The sequence below is a fragment of the Natronospirillum operosum genome (assembly GCF_004768465.1).
GTDB lineage: Bacteria > Pseudomonadota > Gammaproteobacteria > Pseudomonadales > Natronospirillaceae > Natronospirillum > Natronospirillum operosum.
In genome coordinates this window covers 595580-612161 of record NZ_SRMF01000001.1, presented here as the reverse complement: position 1 = coordinate 612161, position 16582 = coordinate 595580, and the positions used below count along the sequence as shown (strand labels likewise).

Genomic DNA, 16582 nt, shown 5'->3' with positions numbered 1-16582 from the left:
GATGTAGAGGCGACAAACCTCGGTCAGGGTTGTGCCGGCAGCTCGTCGGCCGGCAGCAGAGCGGGCGATTCGGTGACCGGGTCATAGACCAGCGCCCAGTCACCGGCGTCCAGCCCGGCCAGGACTTTAGTCACTTCACGCTTCAGATCAAAGCCTTCGACATTCTGATCAGCCACCTGCGCCACCAGGCAGGCTTCCACCACACCCGCCAAAGCTTCCGTCGACAGGTGCTGCCAGGGTATGAGCACAGGGCTCTGATCCGGATCAGGGTCGAACGAATCCAACTTCATGCTCCCATTCACAGCAGACCTGCAGAATTCTCTGGCCTGGCTGATGATAATCGCCCTGGCACTGCCAGGAGAATACATGCTGGCCGCTCAGCTCGGTCTCCAGCCAGACCGTGGCCGAGCGCCAGTACATGCAACTCAGCAGAGACTCGAACTTGGCCAGCCAGCGCCCCCATTCATACTCCACGGCCCGGTAGGACCCGGCGAGCTGAATGACCGGCGTCAGATAGGTGCCCTGCATCTCCTGCGTACCGGGCAGATTGAACATATCCACCGTCAGATAGGGGAAATCGTCCTCGGTACCCAGCGACAGAATGGCATTGCGATTGACCTGCCGGAAGTTCATGCTTTCCAGCCGGTCGGTCGACGTCACCGTGCGGATCAGGCCATGTACCACCGATTCCTGGTCCAGGCTCATTGATCGTCCTCCAGCCACTGGCTGCGCCGACGCAGCCATTCAGCCTCATCAATGACTTCAACCCCCAGTTCCTCGGCGCGGGTCAGCTTGCTGCCGGCGCCCGGCCCCGCAATCAGGCAGGTGGTCTGGCTGCTGACACTGCCGGCAACACGGGCGCCGAGCGTCTGCAGGTCCGCCTTCACCTCGTCGCGGGTTGCGCCTTCAAGGCGCCCGGTCACGACCCAGGTCTGTCCGGCCAGCGGCTGGTCGTCAATTGTCGGTGCGGCTTCCGCCGGCCAGTGCACGCCCTGGCCAATCAGAGCCCGAATCTCTTCCCGGTTGTGCTCCTGCTCGAAAAACGCCTTGATATGACGGGCCACGATGGGCCCCACGTCGGGCACCGCCTCTAGGTCCTCGACGCCTGCGGCCTGCAGTCGGTCCAGATCACCGAAATACTGCGCCAGATTGCGCGCCGTGGTCTCCCCCACTTCGCGAATGCCCAGGGCAAACAGGAAGCGCGGCAGGGTGGTGTTCTTGCTGGCTGCCAGCGCCGCCAGCACGTTGTCGGCCGACTTCTCGGCCATGCGGTCGAGCTGCAGCAGATCGTCGCGCTGCAGGCGATACAGGTCGGAGAAATACAGTACCCGACCGCTGTCGATCAGCGTCTGCAGCAGCTTCTCGCCGACGCCGTCGATATCCATGGCGCGCCGCGAGACAAAGTGCTTCAGTGCTTCCAGACGCTGCGCCCCGCAGGTGATACCGCCGGTGCAGCGCGCCACCACCTCACCCTCCTGGCGGGTAATGGTCGAGTCGCAGATGGGACAGCGCTCCGGCAGCGGCACCTTGCGCGCGCCCGGTGGTCGTTTTTCCACCACGGCCCCCAGTACCTTGGGGATGACATCACCGGCCCGGTGCACAATGACGGTATCGCCCTCGTGCAGATCCAGGCGGGCGATCTCGTCCATGTTGTGCAGCGTGGCATTGCTCACCGTCACGCCACCGACCTGTACCGGCTGCAGGCGCGCCACCGGCGTCACGGCACCGGTGCGGCCAATCTGAAAGTCGATCTTGTCCAGTACGGTCAGGGCTTCCTGCGCCGGGAACTTGTGTGCCACGGCCCAGCGCGGCGCCCGGGACACAAAGCCCAGTTCATCCTGCTGGCTGATGGCATCCACCTTGTAGACGATGCCGTCGATCTCGTAGGGCAGTTGATCCCGCTTCGCGGCCAGCCGGTCATAGTAGTCCTGCAACTGCGACAGGTCCTGCAGGCGCTGCATGTCCGGATTGATGCGAAAACCCCACTGGTGGAACAGATGCAGCCGCTCGTACTGGCTGTCGGGCAGAGTGGTCTGCGGCTGGCGAATAACCCCCCAGCCATAGGCACAGAATTCGAGCGGTCGCTGCCGGGTCACCGACGGATCGAGCTGACGCAGACTGCCGGACGCGGCATTGCGCGGGTTCATGTAGGTTTTCTCGCCCTGCGCCAGGGCGCGTTCGTTCATGTGCTCAAAGCCGGCGCGGGGCATGTAGATCTCGCCGCGCACCTCCAGCCATTCGGGCCAGCCCTCAGCGCGCAGTTTCAGCGGTACCGACTGAATGGTACGCACATTGGCCGTGATGTCTTCCCCGGCGGCGCCGTCACCGCGCGTGGCGGCCCGTACCAGGCGTCCCTGTTCGTAGTGCAGTGTCACCGCTATGCCGTCGAGCTTGGGTTCACAGCAGAACTGCAGGGTCGTGCTATTGCCCGCCTTGTCCAGCCGCTCCTGCACCCGGCGCACAAACTGGGCCAGTTCATCGGCCGAGAACGCGTTGCCCAGCGACAGCATCGGGACCTCGTGCGTCACGGTCGGGAATCCATCGCGCGTGGGTGCGCCGACACGCTGGGTAGGAGACTCCGGCGTCACCAGATGCGGATGGTCTGCCTCCAGTTGCTCCAGTTCACGGAACAGCCGGTCATATTCGGCGTCGGGGACCGAAGGCTCGTCCAGGACATAATAGGCGTAGTTGTGGGCCTCGATTTCGGCCCGCAGCGCATCGATGCGTTCACTCGGGTTCATGAAGGGTTCAGGCTCGTTTCACCAATTGGCTGCGCTGGAAATCGCGGATGCGTTCCCGGTAATGAGTCAGGGTCTGGGCAGTCATCACGCTGCGGTTGTCATCATGCAGGTCACCCCGCAGGTTGGTCGCGACCACGGTGGCGGTCTGATACATGGCATCAAAGGCTTCCATGGGGTCGGACTGACAGGGCAACTGCAGAAAGAAGGTGATGCCGCGGGTGGCAAAGTGTTCGATGTCATCCAGATCGAAGGTGCCCGGATTGAAGGCATTGGCGGCACTGTATTGCAGCCGGCCTTCATCATCGGTGGCGTGAAAGATGTTCATGCGCCCGAAGCGCATGCCGCAGGCCAGCATGATCTGCAGCAGCGAGGTGCCATCAAATTCGTCATCTTCGGCCGCCATGACCGTCATCACCAGCACCGCCTCCGGTTCCGCCAGCAGTTGTTCACTGGCCTCGGTATCGTTCATCTGGCGTGCCTCGGCCGCCGCCAGCACCGGATCATCAATCTCGTCGGGTTCATCCCAGACGTCGTCTTCGTCCACTGAGGAAGGCGGATTGTAGCCCGCGTTGCGGCTGACTGTCTCGAATTCCGTGGGCTCGTGCGCCAGTTCCTCGTAGAGGTCGGCAAACGGGCTGGCCTTGGGGTCGGTGTAGTCGCGCCGGGCGGGTTCGGCCTCGGTTTCGGCGCTGATGGCCCGATCGAAGTCCTCGTCATCAAGCTCATCAAAGTCGTCACCGGCTGCCGTCGTCTCCGCAGCCGGCTCGTCGTCCTGCGCCGGGGCGCCTGCTTCGGGGCGAGTACCGATAAACAGCGGGTCCTGCCAGTCGGCACTCGCTGCCGGCGCTTTCGGTTCGGGGTCCGGCAGGTCAAAGGCATACTGGCTGGCCCGGGCGTCGGTGTCGGACTCCGGCGACTCGTCGGGCGACTCCACCGAATCGACCAGCATGGGCACCTTTTCGCCGGGTCGCGGTTGCGGCTCGGGTGCAGTCTGTTCTGCCGCCGTTTCCGGTTTCGCTTTCTGTTGCGCGCGCGCCGCACGCCGGGGCCGGGACCGGCTCTTCGGCTTGGGCTCTGCGGCCGGCGGCTCGGGCTCGGCCCGCTGTGACGTCAGCAGGACGTCATCCAGCTCTTCCTCTGCTTCGGACTCGGACCAGGCATCGTCTTTCGTTTCCGCAGATGACGGGTCATCGGCATGCACCCGCGACACCCGGACCGAACTGCTGCCAGTCTCCGGGGTATCGGCGTCGAAAGCGGGCTCAGTGCGCGCAGCGGGACGATCAGGCGGCCGCCGTGTCTGTCCGGCCGCCAGCGGCGACCTGGCCCGGGTATAGCCTCCCTGATAACGTTTCTGCTTGCGCACGCGCCGCCAGGCATCCAGCGCCAGACCCACCATGAAAATGATGGCCAGTACGATGACCCACTCACGCAAACCCATTGGAACGATACCCTATCCTGTTGTGCTGCACAGTCGCCGGGGTCAGGTTGTCGCCATCTCCACGGCTTCATCTACGTTCACGGAGACCAGGCGCGATACACCCGGCTCGTTCATAGTAACACCCATCAGTTGATGTGCAATTTCCATGGCGACCTTGTTGTGGGTGATATAGATGAATTCTACCTGCTCCGACATGGCCTCCACCAGGCGCGAAAACCGGGTCACGTTGGCATCATCCAGGGGGGCATCCACCTCATCCAGCATGCAGAACGGCGCCGGATTGAGACGGAAGATGGAAAACACCATGGCGATCGCGGTGAGGGCCTTTTCACCCCCTGACAACAGGTGGATGGTGGCGTTCTTCTTGCCCGGCGGGCGCGCCATGATGGCCACGCCGGTGTCCAGCAGATCTTCGCCGGTCATCTCCAGATAGGCGTGCCCGCCCCCGAAAACGCGTGGAAACAGCTCCTGCAGACCCGCATTCACCTTGTCGAAGGTGGTCTTGAAACGGTTGCGGGTTTCCTGATCGATACGGCGAATGGCCTGCGCCAGAGTATCCAGTGCGCGCTCCAGATCCTCGTTCTGCTGGTCCAGATAGTCTTTGCGCTCACTTTGCACTCGAAACTCGTCAATGGCGGCCAGGTTGATGGGTCCCAGGCGCTGAATACGCTGCGTCAGCTGTTCGATCATCTGTTCGCAGCTGTCGACGGTCAGGTCTTCCGGCAGGGCTTCGAGCAGGGTCTGCAGGTGATAGTTCTGCTCCTGCAACTGCTCTTCATGCGTGGCCTTGCGGGTATCCACCCGTTCGCGGTCCATCTGGTGCTGCTGCAGGGTCTGTTCGCGATCACGCAGCGCCTGCTCCAGGCGGACCTTCTGCTGGTCCAGATCCCGCATGCCCTGGTGGAAGGTCTCCGCCGCCTGCCGCGCTTCGGCCAGGTCGTTTTCCAGCGCCAACTGGCGCGCCACCTTCTCTTCCAGCTCGGCCTTCAGCTCGTCGTCCGGGTCCATCAGCGACTGCATTTCCGCATGCAGATCTTTCTCCCGCTGCGCCAGTTGCTGGTGCAGGCTGTCGTTGCGGTTGACGGCATCCTGCAGCGACTGCAGCTGGCTTTCCAGACCGCGGACCGACAACTCCAGCTCATGTGATTTCTGGCTGGCTTCACGCTGCCGGGCCCGCGTGTCTTCCAGCACCTGCCGCGCTTCGTCACGGGCATCATTGAGTACGGCCTTGTCTTCCGACTTGTCCTGATGCGCCGCCTGCGCTTCGGCCAGGGCTTCCTGAGCCTGCTGCCGGGCTTCGAACTCCTGTTCGTAGGCCGCTTCGGCTTCCTGCAGTTCGCTGCGATAGCGCTGCAGGTTCTGATTCATCTGCTGGCTGGTGGCGCTGAGCGCGGAAATGCGGGTATCGATCTCGTGCACACGCCGGCGGCATTCATCAACCTGCTGCCGCTGCTGCTGCCACTGCTGTTCCAGGCTGTCCAGCCCGAGCTGGGCCGCTTCCAGATTCAGCTCCGCATCTTCCAGTTCAAATTCGGTTTCATCGACTCCGGCCAGCAACTCTTCCAGCCGGGCCTGTTGCGCCAGCAGACCTTCGCGGTCCGATTCACTGCGGAACAGCCGGGTCCAGCCGGCGCCCAGCCAGGCGCCATCGGTAGTGATCACGCTGTGGCCGGCAGGCAGGTCGGCCAGTTTGCGCCGCGCATCGTCCAGTGAATCGGCCAGGTGCACCTGGTTCAGCATGGGCTGCAGCGCTGCTGGCGCCCGCGCCACGCTGGCCAGGGTACCGGCCGTCGGCGCGGCGCCCGGCGCCTGCTCCGACAGCCAGCTCATGCGCGCCTCCGGCAGGTGCGACCAGGCCGAGTCGGGCAGCCCGCTGGCCGGCAGAATATGGCTCTGCAGCCAGTGGCCGAGCACCCATTCAACGGCCTGTTCCCAGGGGCTCTCGACTTCCAGCTGATTCAGCGCCTGCGGGCTGCGCTGCAACTGCCAGCGGCTCAGCCAGTCCTGCACCTCGCTGCTGTCACCGGCCTGCGCCTGCAGGGTCGCCTGCAGACGGGTAATTTCCTGCTGCTGGCGAGTCAGGCGCTCGCGCAGGGTCTGTACCGTCTGTTGCCGCTGCTGCTGCTCTTCACGGCGCTGCTGCAGGGCGTCCTCGGAGGCCATGGCCTGGGCTTCGGCTTCTTCCAGCCGGGCCTGGGCGGCCTCCAGATCTTCATTGAAGCGCAGCAGCTCTTCCGAGGCCGGGTCGTCTTCCAGCGCCTGCAGCTCCTGCTGCAGTTTTTCGCGCCGCCGCTGCAGTGTCTGCAGTTGCTGGTCAGCCTGTTCTATGCGCGTGCGCCAGCGCTCGCTCTGGCGCGCGGCTTCGGCCGAACCCAGACTGTGCTCCAGCCAGCGTTCTTCCTGTGCGCGGAACTGCTGCTCGCGGTCCTCCAGCGCCAGCGCGGCCTCTTCGGCCCGCTCCCGCCAGATCTCCAGTTCCGGCATCAGATGCGCCAACTGGTCGCGCACTTCCTCCAGCCGACCACGGTCGGTTTCTTCGTGCCGCTGCAGTTCGTGCCGCTCGCGTTCCAGGCGCTGCTGACTTTCCTGCAGTCGCTGCACCTGGTCACGCTGATGCGCGGACTGCTGCTCGAGGCGGGTGATCTCGTTGCCCACCTCGTAATAATCCTTCTGTACCTGCTGAAAACGATCGGCGGCCTCTTCATTGGTCAGCCGCAACTCTTCCATCTGCGCTTCACAGTCACGCAGCTGGGCCACCTGCTCTTCGCGGTCGCGTTCGACTTCCAGAATGCGCTGCCGGATCTGCTGGCTTTCCGTATCCAGATCACGCCAGCGCAGGGTGATCAGCTGCGCGCGCAGTTGCTTTTCGTCCGCCTTGTATTCGCGGTACTTCTCTGCGGCCCGCGCCTGGCGCTCCAGATGCGCCAGCTGGCGTTCCAGCTCCTCCCGGATATCGGTCAGCCGTTCCAGATTTTCGTAGGTGCGGCGCATGCGGTTTTCGGTCTCGCGCCGGCGATCCTTGTACTTGGAGATGCCGGCCGCCTCTTCGATATAGACGCGCAGTTCCTCGGGCTTGGCCTCGATCAGACGCGAGATCATGCCCTGCTCGATAATGGCATAGCTGCGCGGACCCAGCCCGGTACCGGAGAAGATATCGGTAATATCACGCCGGCGGCACTTGGTGCCGTTCAGATAATAGGTCGACTGACCGTCACGAGTGACCTTGCGCCGCACCGAGATTTCGTTGTACTCGGCATAGGGACCACTGAGGGTGTGATCGCTGTTGTCGAACATCAGCTCGACGGAACACTGGGCAACCGGCTTGCGGCGCGTGGACCCATTGAAGATGACGTCGGTCATGGCTTCGCCGCGCAGGTGCTTGGCAGACGACTCCCCCATCACCCAGCGCACGGCATCGATGACATTGGACTTGCCACAGCCATTGGGCCCGACAATCGCCGTCAGATTGGACGGAAACGGGATCTGCGTGGGGTCCACGAAGGATTTGAAGCCGGCGAGTTTGATGCTCTTCAGGCGCATGCCGCGTCGGGGTTCCTTTCCTGAACAAAGAGGCCATTGTATCGGGTTTTGACAGCCACACAAACGGCCATTAGGGCTCGGTTCGGCGTGCCTCGAGACTGAGTGAGGCCACCGCATCTTCACCCGAGGTCGGCACCCGCACCACCTGCGAGGCGTGCGAGGCTTCGTTCAGGCTCGCGCCCGGCGGCGTGGCGAAGGCCACTATCTCGACTTCGTCGCGGGAAGACAGGGCCGCCATGTCCTCGGAACGGTCCTGATCGGTCAGGCGCAGCGCCAGCGGCATCTCGGCAGCGGTGTAGCGCTGCAGGGCCACCAGGGAGCCGTCCTCGGTGTTGCGCGCCACTATATAGATGAAGGCTTCCGGGTCCAGTTCATCCGGCACCGCCGACAGCAGTACCTGCACGCCATCCAGTTCGGCGTCGGCCGCTTCACCGGTCAGCTGCCGGGCGTGCGTCAGGGCGCCCGCCACGGCATCGCGCATGCGACCCGGTTCGGCCACCTCGAGAAAACGCTCCCACACCTCGATGGCCCGGGCCGGGTTGCCGGCATCCATATGCGCCATGCCCAGGGTGGCCAGGGCCTGGCGGTTGAGCGGATCAAGGCGCAGCGCTTCCTCGAAATCGGCTTCGGTTGCGGCCGTCATCCGGCGTCCATCGGCCATGAAACGCGTCTGGGCCCGGTTGCTGATCACGATGGAGAGGTCTTCCGGGTCATATTCATCCAGCGCCCGGTAGGCGGCCTCGACCCGATCATAGGTGGCAATGGCGTCACGCGGCTGGTCCAGTTCTTCATAGCCCAGCGCCAGCATGTAGAGGTCTTCGATATCGGGCCGGCGCTGGTGCTGCAGATGCTCTTCCAGCGCGGTCACAAAGCGCACCTTGTCTTCCGGGCTGCGTTCGCGCACCTGGGCCAGTTCATACAGTGCCATTTCCTGACGCGCCCCGAACGGCTGATAGATCAGCAGCGCCAGCAGCGCCATGACGCCCAGCGTCAGGACCGACCAGCGCCAGTCCAGCCGCCCGGCCGCATCAATGGTTTTCTCGGCAGTGGCTGTCTCCTGCAGGATCTGCCGGTCCAGTTCGGCCTGCAGGGCCTGATAGTCAGCCTCTTCCAGCAGCCCGCTGGCGCGCTCTTCGGCCAACTCGGCACTGCGGGCTTCGTAAACAGCCAGACGATCACGATTGCGGGCCAGCCGAATGGGCTTGCGGCTGCCGTACAGTGCCGGGTACAGCAGAAACAGCGCTGCCAGTGCGCACAGCACGACCAGCATGGATAATACTACCGCCAACAGCATCAGGACGTCTCTCCCCGGTTTTGATCTCGCAAGGCCTGCAAACGGGCCTGCTCTTCGGCACTCAGCGTCGCGGTGGTCATATCATCAGCGCCACCATGGCGGTTGCGGATGCCCACGATCACCGCAATCAGAAAGGCAGTAAGGGCAAAGCCGACGATCCAGATCCAGATCGTGTGGCCGCCCAGACGCGGCCGGTAGGTCACACCCTCGCCATATCGCTCGATCATGTAGTCCACGACTTCGCGGTCGCTGTAACCCTGCTCCAGCAGGCGCGCCACGCGGTCGCGCATCTGCGCCGAGACCGGCGCATTGGAATCCCCGATGGCCTGGTTGTCACACTGCATGCAGCGCAACTGCCAGTTGAGGCGATAGAAACGCTCTTCCAGTTCGGCAGAGGAGAACTCGCGCAACGGTTCCACCAGCGACTGATCTTCCTGAATCAGCAGGCCGGTGCCCTCGCCGATGGTCTGTGCCGGCGCCTGGGTCGACAGCAGCCCCAGCGCCAGCAGTATTGCCCAGTAGCGCATCACAGGGACTCCCAGACGTCGCGCAACGTATTCTCCCAGTGTCGTTCATTGAGAATGCCCACATGGCGGTGGCGCACTATGCCCTCGGCATCGACAAAATAGGTTTCGGGAGCACCGACCACACCCAGATCAAAGCCGAACTCGCCAATCGGATCAAAAACATTGAACACATAGGGGTCGCCGCGTTCTTCCAGCCATTCGATGCCGCCATCCCGCGTATCACGATAATTCAGCCCGATAATGCGCACACCGTCAGCGGCCAGGCCGTTGAGTACCGGGTGCTCGATACGACAGCTCGGGCACCAGGAGCCCCAGACATTGAGCAGAAAGGGCTCGCCCAGCATGTCTTCATTGACCCGCTGCAGTTCCGGGTCGACCAGGTCTTCCAGCGCGAAGGCCGGCAGTGGCTGGCCGATGCGGGTGGAGGGCGCGCTGCCTTCCTGCTCGTTGTTCGACAGCATGTAGCCGAACACGGTGGCCGCGACCATCACCACGAAAAAGGGTACAAACACCACCCAACGCATCAGGTTTCTCCCAGTTTGATTCGACGATAGCGTTTATCCAGAATCGCCAGTCCGGCACCCAGCGCCATAATGATGGAACCCAGCCAGATCCAGCGCACAAAGGGTTTGACATGCAGACGCACCGACCAGGTTTCGCGATCCGCTGTCAGTGGTTCACCCATGGACACATAAAGGTCCCGATTCAGCTGCCCGAGAATACCCGCCTGGGTCATCAGTTGACCCGCCACCGGGTAGAAGCGCTTTTCGGCCAGCAGTTCGCCGGCCGGACGGCCGTTGCGATACAGATTGAAGAAGGCCATCTGGGTCTCGTAGTTGGCCACTGCCCGTTCGTCATACTCGCGGAACTCGAAGGTCCAGTTGCCCAGCGCATAACGATCACCCGGTGCCATACGCACATCCTGGTGAGCTTCGTACTGGGTGGCCATGGTCACCCCGACAATCATGACCAACAGGCCCACATGACCCAGAATCATACCGTAATAGGAACGACTCAGCTTGCGCAGACCCAGCAGCGGGTTGGCTGCCTTGTGCGTGCTGTCGTACAGGGTTTTCAGCGTGCTCAGAGCCAGCCACCAGGCCAGCGACAGCCCCAGCACCACGCGCCAGTTGATGTGCTGCGCATAGAGCCAGTTGCACAACACCGCCAGCGCCACCGAGGCGATCAGGGCCCAGGCCGACCAGCGCATGACCGGCTTGAGGTCGTGTTTCTTCCAGCGTACCCACTGGCCGACCCCCAGCAGCAGCACCAGCAGCGGCGCCAGCACCGTGGTGATGTCATTGAACCAGGGCGGGCCGATGGAGATGGTGCGCAGGCCCAGCAAGTCATTCACCACCGGCGCAAAGGTGAGCAGGATGATGATGACGGTATAGAGCGTCAGCATCAGGTTGTTGCCGAGCAGGAACATCTCGCGTGACACCCACTGGAAGCGGGCCCCGGCCTGCAGCGCCGGCAGACGCAGTGCATAGAGCAGCAGCGAACCGCCGGTAAACACGGCAAAGATCAGCAGAATGAAGAAGCCGCGCGACGGATCATTGGCAAAGGCATGCACACTGTTGAGCACCCCGGAGCGCACCAGGAAGGTGCCCAGCAGCGTCATGGAGAAGGTCGAGATGGCCAGCAGCACCGTCCAGCCCTTGTACACACCCCGTTTGTCGGTCGCCGCCAGCGAATGAATCAGCGCCGTGCCCAGCAGCCAGGGAATCAGGGAGGCATTCTCCACCGGGTCCCAGAACCACCAGCCGCCCCAGCCCAGCTCGTAGTAGGCCCACCAGGAGCCCAGGGCGATACCCAGCGTCATGAACACCCAGGCCACATTGGTCCAGGGGCGCGACCAGCGGGCCCAGGCACTGTCGAGACGACCGATCAGCAGCGCCGAGATGGCAAAGGCAAAGGCCACCGAGAAGCCGACATAGCCCATGTACAGCATGGGCGGATGCAGAATCAGGCCCGGGTCCTGCAACAGCGGGTTCAGGTCCCGCCCGTCGGCGGGCGGAAACGGCAGCACCCGGTCGAAGGGGTTGGAGGTGAAAATCAGAAAGGCGTTGAAGGCCGCCAGTACCAGGCCCATCATGCTCATGACCACGGCCAGCATGTCCAGCGGCAGCTTTTTGCTGAAGGCGGCCACAGCCACAATCCAGAAACTCAGGATCATCACCCACAGCAGCATGGACCCTTCGTGGCCGCCCCAGACAGCACTGACCTTGTAGTACCAGGGCAGCATGGAATTCGAATGATTCACCACATAGCGCACGGTGAAATCATCATTGAGAAAATTCCAGGTCAGCACCCCGAACGACAGTATCAGAAAGGCCATGGCACCCAGCCCGAGCGGCCGGGCCAGGCGCATCAGACCGGCATGCTGCCGGTAATAGCCCAGCAGCGGCAGCACACCCAGGGCCAGGCTGAACAGGAAGGCGAAGATAAGCGCCAGGAAACCGAACTCCGGCAGCATGAATCAGTACCCCCCGGCGTTGTTGTAGTCCGGGGTCTGCCCGCGGCGGCGGGCTTCTTCCAGCGCCCGGGCCACTTCGGGCGGCATATAGTTCTCGTCGTGCCGGGCCAGCACCTCGCTGGCCTGGAAGATACCGTTCTCGTTCAGCGTACCGGTAGCCACCACACCCTGCCCTTCCTTGAACAGATCCGGCAGGATGCCGGTATAGGTCATGGTTACCTCGGACAGGTTGTCGGACACGGTAAAGGTCACCGCCAGGGTATCGGTATCACGCCAGACACTGTCGTGGACCACCACGCCGCCGGCGCGGAAACTGCGATCCAGCGGCGCTTCCCCTTCCACGATGTCGGTCGGGCTGTAGAACAGGTTGACCTGATTGCGGTTGGCAATCAGCAGCAGAATGACGGAGACGGTGAACAGGCCCACTGCCAGCAGGATGAGGATAAGACGCTGTTTGCGCGCCGGGTTCATAGGTGCCCTCTTTTCTTCAGTCGCTGTAATTCATTGATGACCCGGCGCCGCTGTAACCGCAGGCCAAGCCAATGCCCCAGGATGGTCAGCACCGTGATTGCGTAAACAGACCAGACAAAGATCCCATGGTTCCCCATGCGGACGAAATCGGCAAAGCTGTCGAAGTAGCCCATATTATGCCTTCCCCCTGATACCAAGCTCATCCTGCACCCAGCGTGTTTTGCGCTCCCTATACAGAATTTCCCAGCGGGTACGATACAGCACCAGCGCTGCGACCACACAATAGGTGGCTGCCATGCTCAGCAGCAGCGGCGCCAGCATCTCCCAGACCATGGTGGTTTCGCCGGTGATACGGATGGTGGCAGGCTGATGCATGGTATTCCACCAGTCCACCGACCATTTGATGATGGGCAGATTGACGAACCCGACCAGCACCAGTATGGCCGTGGCCCGATCCGCCAGCTTCTGCTGATCGATGGCCGTATGAATGGCCCACATGCCGATAAACAGGAACAGCTGCAGCAGCATGGAGGTCAGCCGTGCATCCCATATCCAGTAGACGCCCCAGGTCGGCCGCCCCCAGATGGCACCGGAAATGAGCGCCAGCGCCGTCAGCGTCAGCCCCACCGGGATGCACTGCCGGATCACCATGTCCGCCAGCTTGATCTTCCACACCAGGCTGATCACAGCGGTGATGGCCATGGTCAGATACAGCGCCAGCGAGGCACTGGCCGACGGCACATGCACAAAGATGATGCGGTAGCTGTTGCCCTGCAGATAATCCTCCGGGGCAAAGACCAGGCCCCAGATCCAGGCAACGAACAGGGCCGTGCCTCCCACCGCCATCAGACCATGGGCCCAGGGACGACTGATGCGATAGAAATTGGGTGGTGACGTCCAGCGGTGAAACCAGCGCCAGACCGGAGTCAAGGACAGTGCCATAGTCAGCTTTCATCTCCCCAGGGCAATTGCATAACGACTTCCTCAGCGTCTCCGGGTTCAGTCATTGATCGACAACCTCAGTGCGGCGCCCGCCACCCAGGGGGCGGCAGCCAGCGCCATGGAGGCCATCGCAGCCAGCGTCGCCAGCGGTGCCACAAAGGGCAACCCCGCAATGGCGGCGCTGATGGTACCGGTGCCGAATATCAACACCGGAATATATAAAGGAATGACCAGTAATGACAGCAGCAGTCCGCCGCGTCGCAACCCGGCCACCAGTGCCGCACCAATGGAACCGATAGCGCTGAACACCAGGGTACCCAGCGCCAGCACCAGCATCATCAGCAACATCAGATCGCCCGACAGGTGCAGCATCAGGCCCAGCAGCGGTGCCATCAGCGTCAGCGCCAGGCCGGTGAACAGCCAGTGATTGATGATCTTGGCCAGAATGAGCGCGGCCAGCGGGGTACCGCTGGCCGCCACCTGTTCCAGCGAACCGTCCTGGTGGTCGTAGCGAAACATCAGATCCAGCGACAACAGGGTGGCCAGCAGCGCCGCCACCCACAGAATACCGGGTGCCAGCACTGCCAGCTTTTCGGCCTCGGGCGTGATGCCGAGCGGAAACAGCGTGATCACCATCAGGTTGAACACCAGCGGGTTGACCAGCTCGGCGCGCCGCCGCCAGCTCAGCAGCCATTCCCGGCGCAGCAGAAACAGCATCAGCCTGCCTCCGCTGCGGCAGCCGCCTGGGTGTCCAACTGAAGCGTACGATACACAAAACCTGCGGGTTCATGATGGGTCGAAAACAGCAGGCTGCCGCCCTGTTCACAGTGCGCGCGCAGATGGGCTTCAAGTGCCGCCACGCCCTGGCGGTCCAGCGCTGTGAAGGGTTCATCCAGCACCCAGCAGCGCGGCAGGCCGGGCAGATACAGCAGGGCCAGCAGCACACGCCGCTGCTGACCGGCCGACAACTGATGACCCAGACTGTCATCGAAGGCACTCAGGTCCACGGCCTCCAGAGCTGCGGCCAGCGCTGCCGGGTCAGGGTCAAGATCACGCAGATGAGCCAGAAAACGCAGATTCTCCACCACCGTCAGATGCGCCGAGATACCCGGCCGATGGCCGACATAGAGCCAGGGTACAGCACCGGACGGCGTTTCGGCCCAATCCACGGCCCCGGTCACTTCAATATTGAGCCCCACCAGGCCCCGCATCAGGGTGGTCTTGCCGCTGCCGTTGCGGCCGGCAATGCGCAGCGCCTCGCCGGGCGCCAGTTGCAGCGCCAGATCACTGAACAGCAGCCGCTCATCGCGCTCACAGCTCAAACGCCGGGCAGCAAGTACCGGTTCGGTCGGCGCGGGTTGAGCGGTATTGGGCAAGACAACACTCCACGGCTGGTGGTTGCGGGTGCCGTATTCTAAAGGCCCCCGGCGCCCATGTCAAACGCCAGCACGTAAATAGTCGGTTCAGGACACGCCCTGATCATCCAGCGCCCGGTGCAGACGCTGCTCCAGCTCACGCAACTGTCGATTCTGCGGATACTTGCGCCGCAGCGTTTCCACCAGCAGCAGCGCCTTGCCAAATTCGCCCTGCTTGCAGAGCGCGCGTATATCGGTAATCGCCCGGCCTACCAGCAGCCGATCAGCATGATTGACCTCCATCCTGGCGCCGCCCTGGCGCAGCACCCGGTACAGCATGGCCGCAAAGGCCACGCAGGTCAGCAGGCCCAGGGCACCGTACAGCGCCAGCAACAGGGTGCCGACCAGACCCGGACCACTGACACACAGCACCGAGGTCAGCCGGCAGAACACCCAGTCACTGCCCAGCGCGCCATCCAGCAGCAGCGCCAGGCCCAGCAGGGACAGCAATGTATACAGCATGGCAGGAATATGTCGTTTGACCCTGGACATCAAGTTGCTAACCTTGCAGCAGACTGTTACCGGGCAGCCCCGGAAAACGAATGCGGCCCATGGTGGCCGAATGCCCTGCTGATGTCCAACCGGAGCCCGCCATGCCTCAGCCCACCACCGCCCTGCCCCATTTTCGGCATGCCGCACTCATGGGTGCCACCGGACTGGTCGGCCGCCACCTGCTGCCCCGACTGGCGCGGCAGTTTGAGCGTGTGACCGTATTCGGACGCCGCGAACCGGCCCGCATGCCCCTCAATGCCAGTTGGATCAGAACCGACTTTACCGACCCCGGAGCCCTGGACCTGAGCGGAGTCGATCAGGCCTTCATCACCTTTGGCACCACCATGGCGACGGCAGGCTCACGGGCCGACTTTCGGGCGGTCGATCTCGACATGCCCTATGGCTTCGCCAATGCGGCACGCGCGGCCGGCACCGAGCGGCTGTTTCTGGTTTCGGCAGTGGGCGCGGACCCGGAATCCTGGATTTTCTACAATCGGGTCAAGGGCGAGCTGGAACGCGAACTTGAGAAGCTGCGCTTCCCCAGTCTGGTGATCTTCCGCCCCTCGCTGCTGCTCGGCGAACACCCCGGGCGGGCGATGGAACAATTGAGTCAGTTGGCACTGACCCCGTTTCGGCGCTGGCTGCCGGCCACCGCCCGGCCCATAGAAGCGGATGAACTGGCACAGGCCATCTGCAACAGCGCGGCCAGTGCGCCCGAGGGTACTCACCTGCTGATGGGAGCCGACCTGTGGCAACTGGTGAAAGCGCCGGTGCCCCGGCAGCGCGACCAGTAAGCTGTCTGGTTGATTCGCTAGAGCGGCACGCCCTGCTGCCAGAGCATGACAAACCGTACCGTCAGGCCGATGGTGCCAAACAGCATGACGATGAACACCCAGCATTTGAGCACTACAAAGAGCTTGCCAAGCTTGGCCTTGAAGCGCCCCCATGCCGTCGTCAGCAGTACCGCATTGGGCCCGGGGGGCTGAAACCACCAGACAAAACAGAGCCCGAGCAGACTCCACATGAACCCGATCAGGGACGGGTACATCCACTCGGTCCAGTTGTTGAGAGTGCCGAGACCAAGCACCACACCGGTGCCGATAACGCCCAGCAGAAAGAGGGGGGCGAGAAAACGCAGCCGATAACCCCAGCGTCTGAAACCGTTAATCATGGCGCTTGTGTTCAACCTTGTTTCTATACTTAAGGTTTCCACCATAACGTGATGCTGGTCTGTGAGCAAACTGTA

Annotated in this window: 17 protein-coding genes; 1 reads left to right on the top strand and 16 read right to left on the bottom strand. The window is 63.0% G+C overall.

The window, feature by feature from the left end:
• Nucleotides 1-23: 23 nt before the first annotated feature.
• From E4656_RS02835 to E4656_RS02765, 15 genes are all read right to left on the bottom strand, one after another.
• On the bottom strand, nt 24-290 hold the full coding sequence (locus E4656_RS02835; RefSeq protein WP_167855905.1) for a YheU family protein: 267 nt from the start codon (nt 288-290) through the stop codon (nt 24-26).
• The gene (locus tag E4656_RS02830; RefSeq protein ID WP_135480995.1) at nt 265-705 is read right to left on the bottom strand and encodes a hypothetical protein; all 441 of its coding nucleotides are present in this window, start codon (nt 703-705) and stop codon (nt 265-267) included. Before E4656_RS02830 ends, E4656_RS02835 begins: the two co-directional genes overlap by 26 nt.
• Nucleotides 702-2741 (bottom strand): NAD-dependent DNA ligase LigA, encoded by a 2040-nt coding sequence (ligA, locus tag E4656_RS02825; protein ID WP_135480993.1) that lies wholly within the window; start codon nt 2739-2741, stop codon nt 702-704. The genes E4656_RS02830 and ligA overlap by 4 nt, the downstream gene beginning before the upstream one ends.
• Before the next feature lie 7 nt (nt 2742-2748).
• The gene (zipA, locus tag E4656_RS02820; protein ID WP_135480992.1) at nt 2749-4179 is read right to left on the bottom strand and encodes a cell division protein ZipA; all 1431 of its coding nucleotides are present in this window, start codon (nt 4177-4179) and stop codon (nt 2749-2751) included.
• Nucleotides 4180-4221: 42 nt separating this feature from the next.
• On the bottom strand, nt 4222-7719 hold the full coding sequence (gene smc, locus E4656_RS02815; protein ID WP_135480990.1) for a chromosome segregation protein SMC: 3498 nt from the start codon (nt 7717-7719) through the stop codon (nt 4222-4224).
• 70 nt (nt 7720-7789) lie between these two features.
• Entirely contained in the window at nt 7790-9013 is a 1224-nt protein-coding gene (gene ccmI, locus E4656_RS02810) for a c-type cytochrome biogenesis protein CcmI (protein ID WP_135480988.1), read from the bottom strand.
• Nucleotides 9013-9540, bottom strand: coding sequence for a cytochrome c-type biogenesis protein (locus E4656_RS02805; protein ID WP_135480986.1), 528 nt, complete (start codon nt 9538-9540; stop codon nt 9013-9015). Before E4656_RS02805 ends, ccmI begins: the two co-directional genes overlap by 1 nt.
• Nucleotides 9540-10064, bottom strand: coding sequence for a DsbE family thiol:disulfide interchange protein (locus E4656_RS02800; protein ID WP_135480984.1), 525 nt, complete (start codon nt 10062-10064; stop codon nt 9540-9542). Before E4656_RS02800 ends, E4656_RS02805 begins: the two co-directional genes overlap by 1 nt.
• Nucleotides 10064-12016, bottom strand: a complete 1953-nt coding sequence (locus E4656_RS02795; protein ID WP_135480983.1) for a heme lyase CcmF/NrfE family subunit — start codon at nt 12014-12016, stop codon at nt 10064-10066. Before E4656_RS02795 ends, E4656_RS02800 begins: the two co-directional genes overlap by 1 nt.
• A 3-nt stretch (nt 12017-12019) precedes the next feature.
• Nucleotides 12020-12487, bottom strand: a complete 468-nt coding sequence (gene ccmE / locus E4656_RS02790) for a cytochrome c maturation protein CcmE (protein ID WP_135480981.1) — start codon at nt 12485-12487, stop codon at nt 12020-12022.
• Nucleotides 12484-12660 (bottom strand): heme exporter protein CcmD, encoded by a 177-nt coding sequence (gene ccmD / locus E4656_RS02785; RefSeq protein ID WP_135480979.1) that lies wholly within the window; start codon nt 12658-12660, stop codon nt 12484-12486. The genes ccmE and ccmD overlap by 4 nt, the downstream gene beginning before the upstream one ends.
• 1 nt (nt 12661) lies before the next feature.
• Nucleotides 12662-13429, bottom strand: a complete 768-nt coding sequence (ccmC, locus tag E4656_RS02780) for a heme ABC transporter permease CcmC (protein ID WP_135480977.1) — start codon at nt 13427-13429, stop codon at nt 12662-12664.
• A gap of 57 nt (nt 13430-13486) precedes the next feature.
• Nucleotides 13487-14146, bottom strand: a complete 660-nt coding sequence (gene ccmB, locus E4656_RS02775) for a heme exporter protein CcmB (protein WP_135480975.1) — start codon at nt 14144-14146, stop codon at nt 13487-13489.
• Nucleotides 14146-14805 (bottom strand): cytochrome c biogenesis heme-transporting ATPase CcmA, encoded by a 660-nt coding sequence (gene ccmA / locus E4656_RS02770; RefSeq protein WP_135480973.1) that lies wholly within the window; start codon nt 14803-14805, stop codon nt 14146-14148. The genes ccmB and ccmA overlap by 1 nt, the downstream gene beginning before the upstream one ends.
• A gap of 87 nt (nt 14806-14892) precedes the next feature.
• Complete coding sequence (locus E4656_RS02765) at nt 14893-15336, bottom strand: hypothetical protein (RefSeq protein ID WP_135480971.1); 444 nt, start codon at nt 15334-15336, stop codon at nt 14893-14895.
• A gap of 101 nt (nt 15337-15437) precedes the next feature.
• Here E4656_RS02765 and E4656_RS02760 point away from each other — a divergent pair, with 101 nt between their 5' ends.
• On the top strand, nt 15438-16130 hold the full coding sequence (locus E4656_RS02760; RefSeq protein WP_167855904.1) for an NAD(P)H-binding protein: 693 nt from the start codon (nt 15438-15440) through the stop codon (nt 16128-16130).
• Nucleotides 16131-16147: 17 nt separating this feature from the next.
• Here the strand turns inward: E4656_RS02760 and E4656_RS02755 are convergent, their stop codons facing one another.
• On the bottom strand, nt 16148-16507 hold the full coding sequence (locus E4656_RS02755) for a hypothetical protein (protein WP_135480967.1): 360 nt from the start codon (nt 16505-16507) through the stop codon (nt 16148-16150).
• Between the last annotated feature and the right edge of the window lie 75 nt (nt 16508-16582).

Bases quoted from the DNA above. Each gene is read 5' to 3' on its own strand.
- ccmB (WP_135480975.1), bottom strand. From the start codon at position 14,146: ATGCTGTTTCTGCTGCGCCGGGAATGGCTGCTGAGCTGGCGGCGGCGC.
- zipA (WP_135480992.1), bottom strand. From the start codon at position 4,179: ATGGGTTTGCGTGAGTGGGTCATCGTACTGGCCATCATTTTCATGGTG.
- ccmI (WP_135480988.1), bottom strand. From the start codon at position 9,013: ATGCTGTTGGCGGTAGTATTATCCATGCTGGTCGTGCTGTGCGCACTG.
- E4656_RS02835 (WP_167855905.1), bottom strand. From the start codon at position 290: ATGAAGTTGGATTCGTTCGACCCTGATCCGGATCAGAGCCCTGTGCTC.
- E4656_RS02800 (WP_135480984.1), bottom strand. From the start codon at position 10,064: ATGCGTTGGGTGGTGTTTGTACCCTTTTTCGTGGTGATGGTCGCGGCC.
- smc (WP_135480990.1), bottom strand. From the start codon at position 7,719: ATGCGCCTGAAGAGCATCAAACTCGCCGGCTTCAAATCCTTCGTGGAC.
- ccmD (WP_135480979.1), bottom strand. From the start codon at position 12,660: ATGGGCTACTTCGACAGCTTTGCCGATTTCGTCCGCATGGGGAACCAT.
- ccmE (WP_135480981.1), bottom strand. From the start codon at position 12,487: ATGAACCCGGCGCGCAAACAGCGTCTTATCCTCATCCTGCTGGCAGTG.
- E4656_RS02755 (WP_135480967.1), bottom strand. From the start codon at position 16,507: ATGATTAACGGTTTCAGACGCTGGGGTTATCGGCTGCGTTTTCTCGCC.
- E4656_RS02760 (WP_167855904.1), top strand. From the start codon at position 15,438: ATGCCTCAGCCCACCACCGCCCTGCCCCATTTTCGGCATGCCGCACTC.
- E4656_RS02805 (WP_135480986.1), bottom strand. From the start codon at position 9,540: ATGCGCTACTGGGCAATACTGCTGGCGCTGGGGCTGCTGTCGACCCAG.
- ccmC (WP_135480977.1), bottom strand. From the start codon at position 13,429: ATGGCACTGTCCTTGACTCCGGTCTGGCGCTGGTTTCACCGCTGGACG.
- ligA (WP_135480993.1), bottom strand. From the start codon at position 2,741: ATGAACCCGAGTGAACGCATCGATGCGCTGCGGGCCGAAATCGAGGCC.
- E4656_RS02765 (WP_135480971.1), bottom strand. From the start codon at position 15,336: ATGTCCAGGGTCAAACGACATATTCCTGCCATGCTGTATACATTGCTG.
- E4656_RS02830 (WP_135480995.1), bottom strand. From the start codon at position 705: ATGAGCCTGGACCAGGAATCGGTGGTACATGGCCTGATCCGCACGGTG.
- E4656_RS02795 (WP_135480983.1), bottom strand. From the start codon at position 12,016: ATGCTGCCGGAGTTCGGTTTCCTGGCGCTTATCTTCGCCTTCCTGTTC.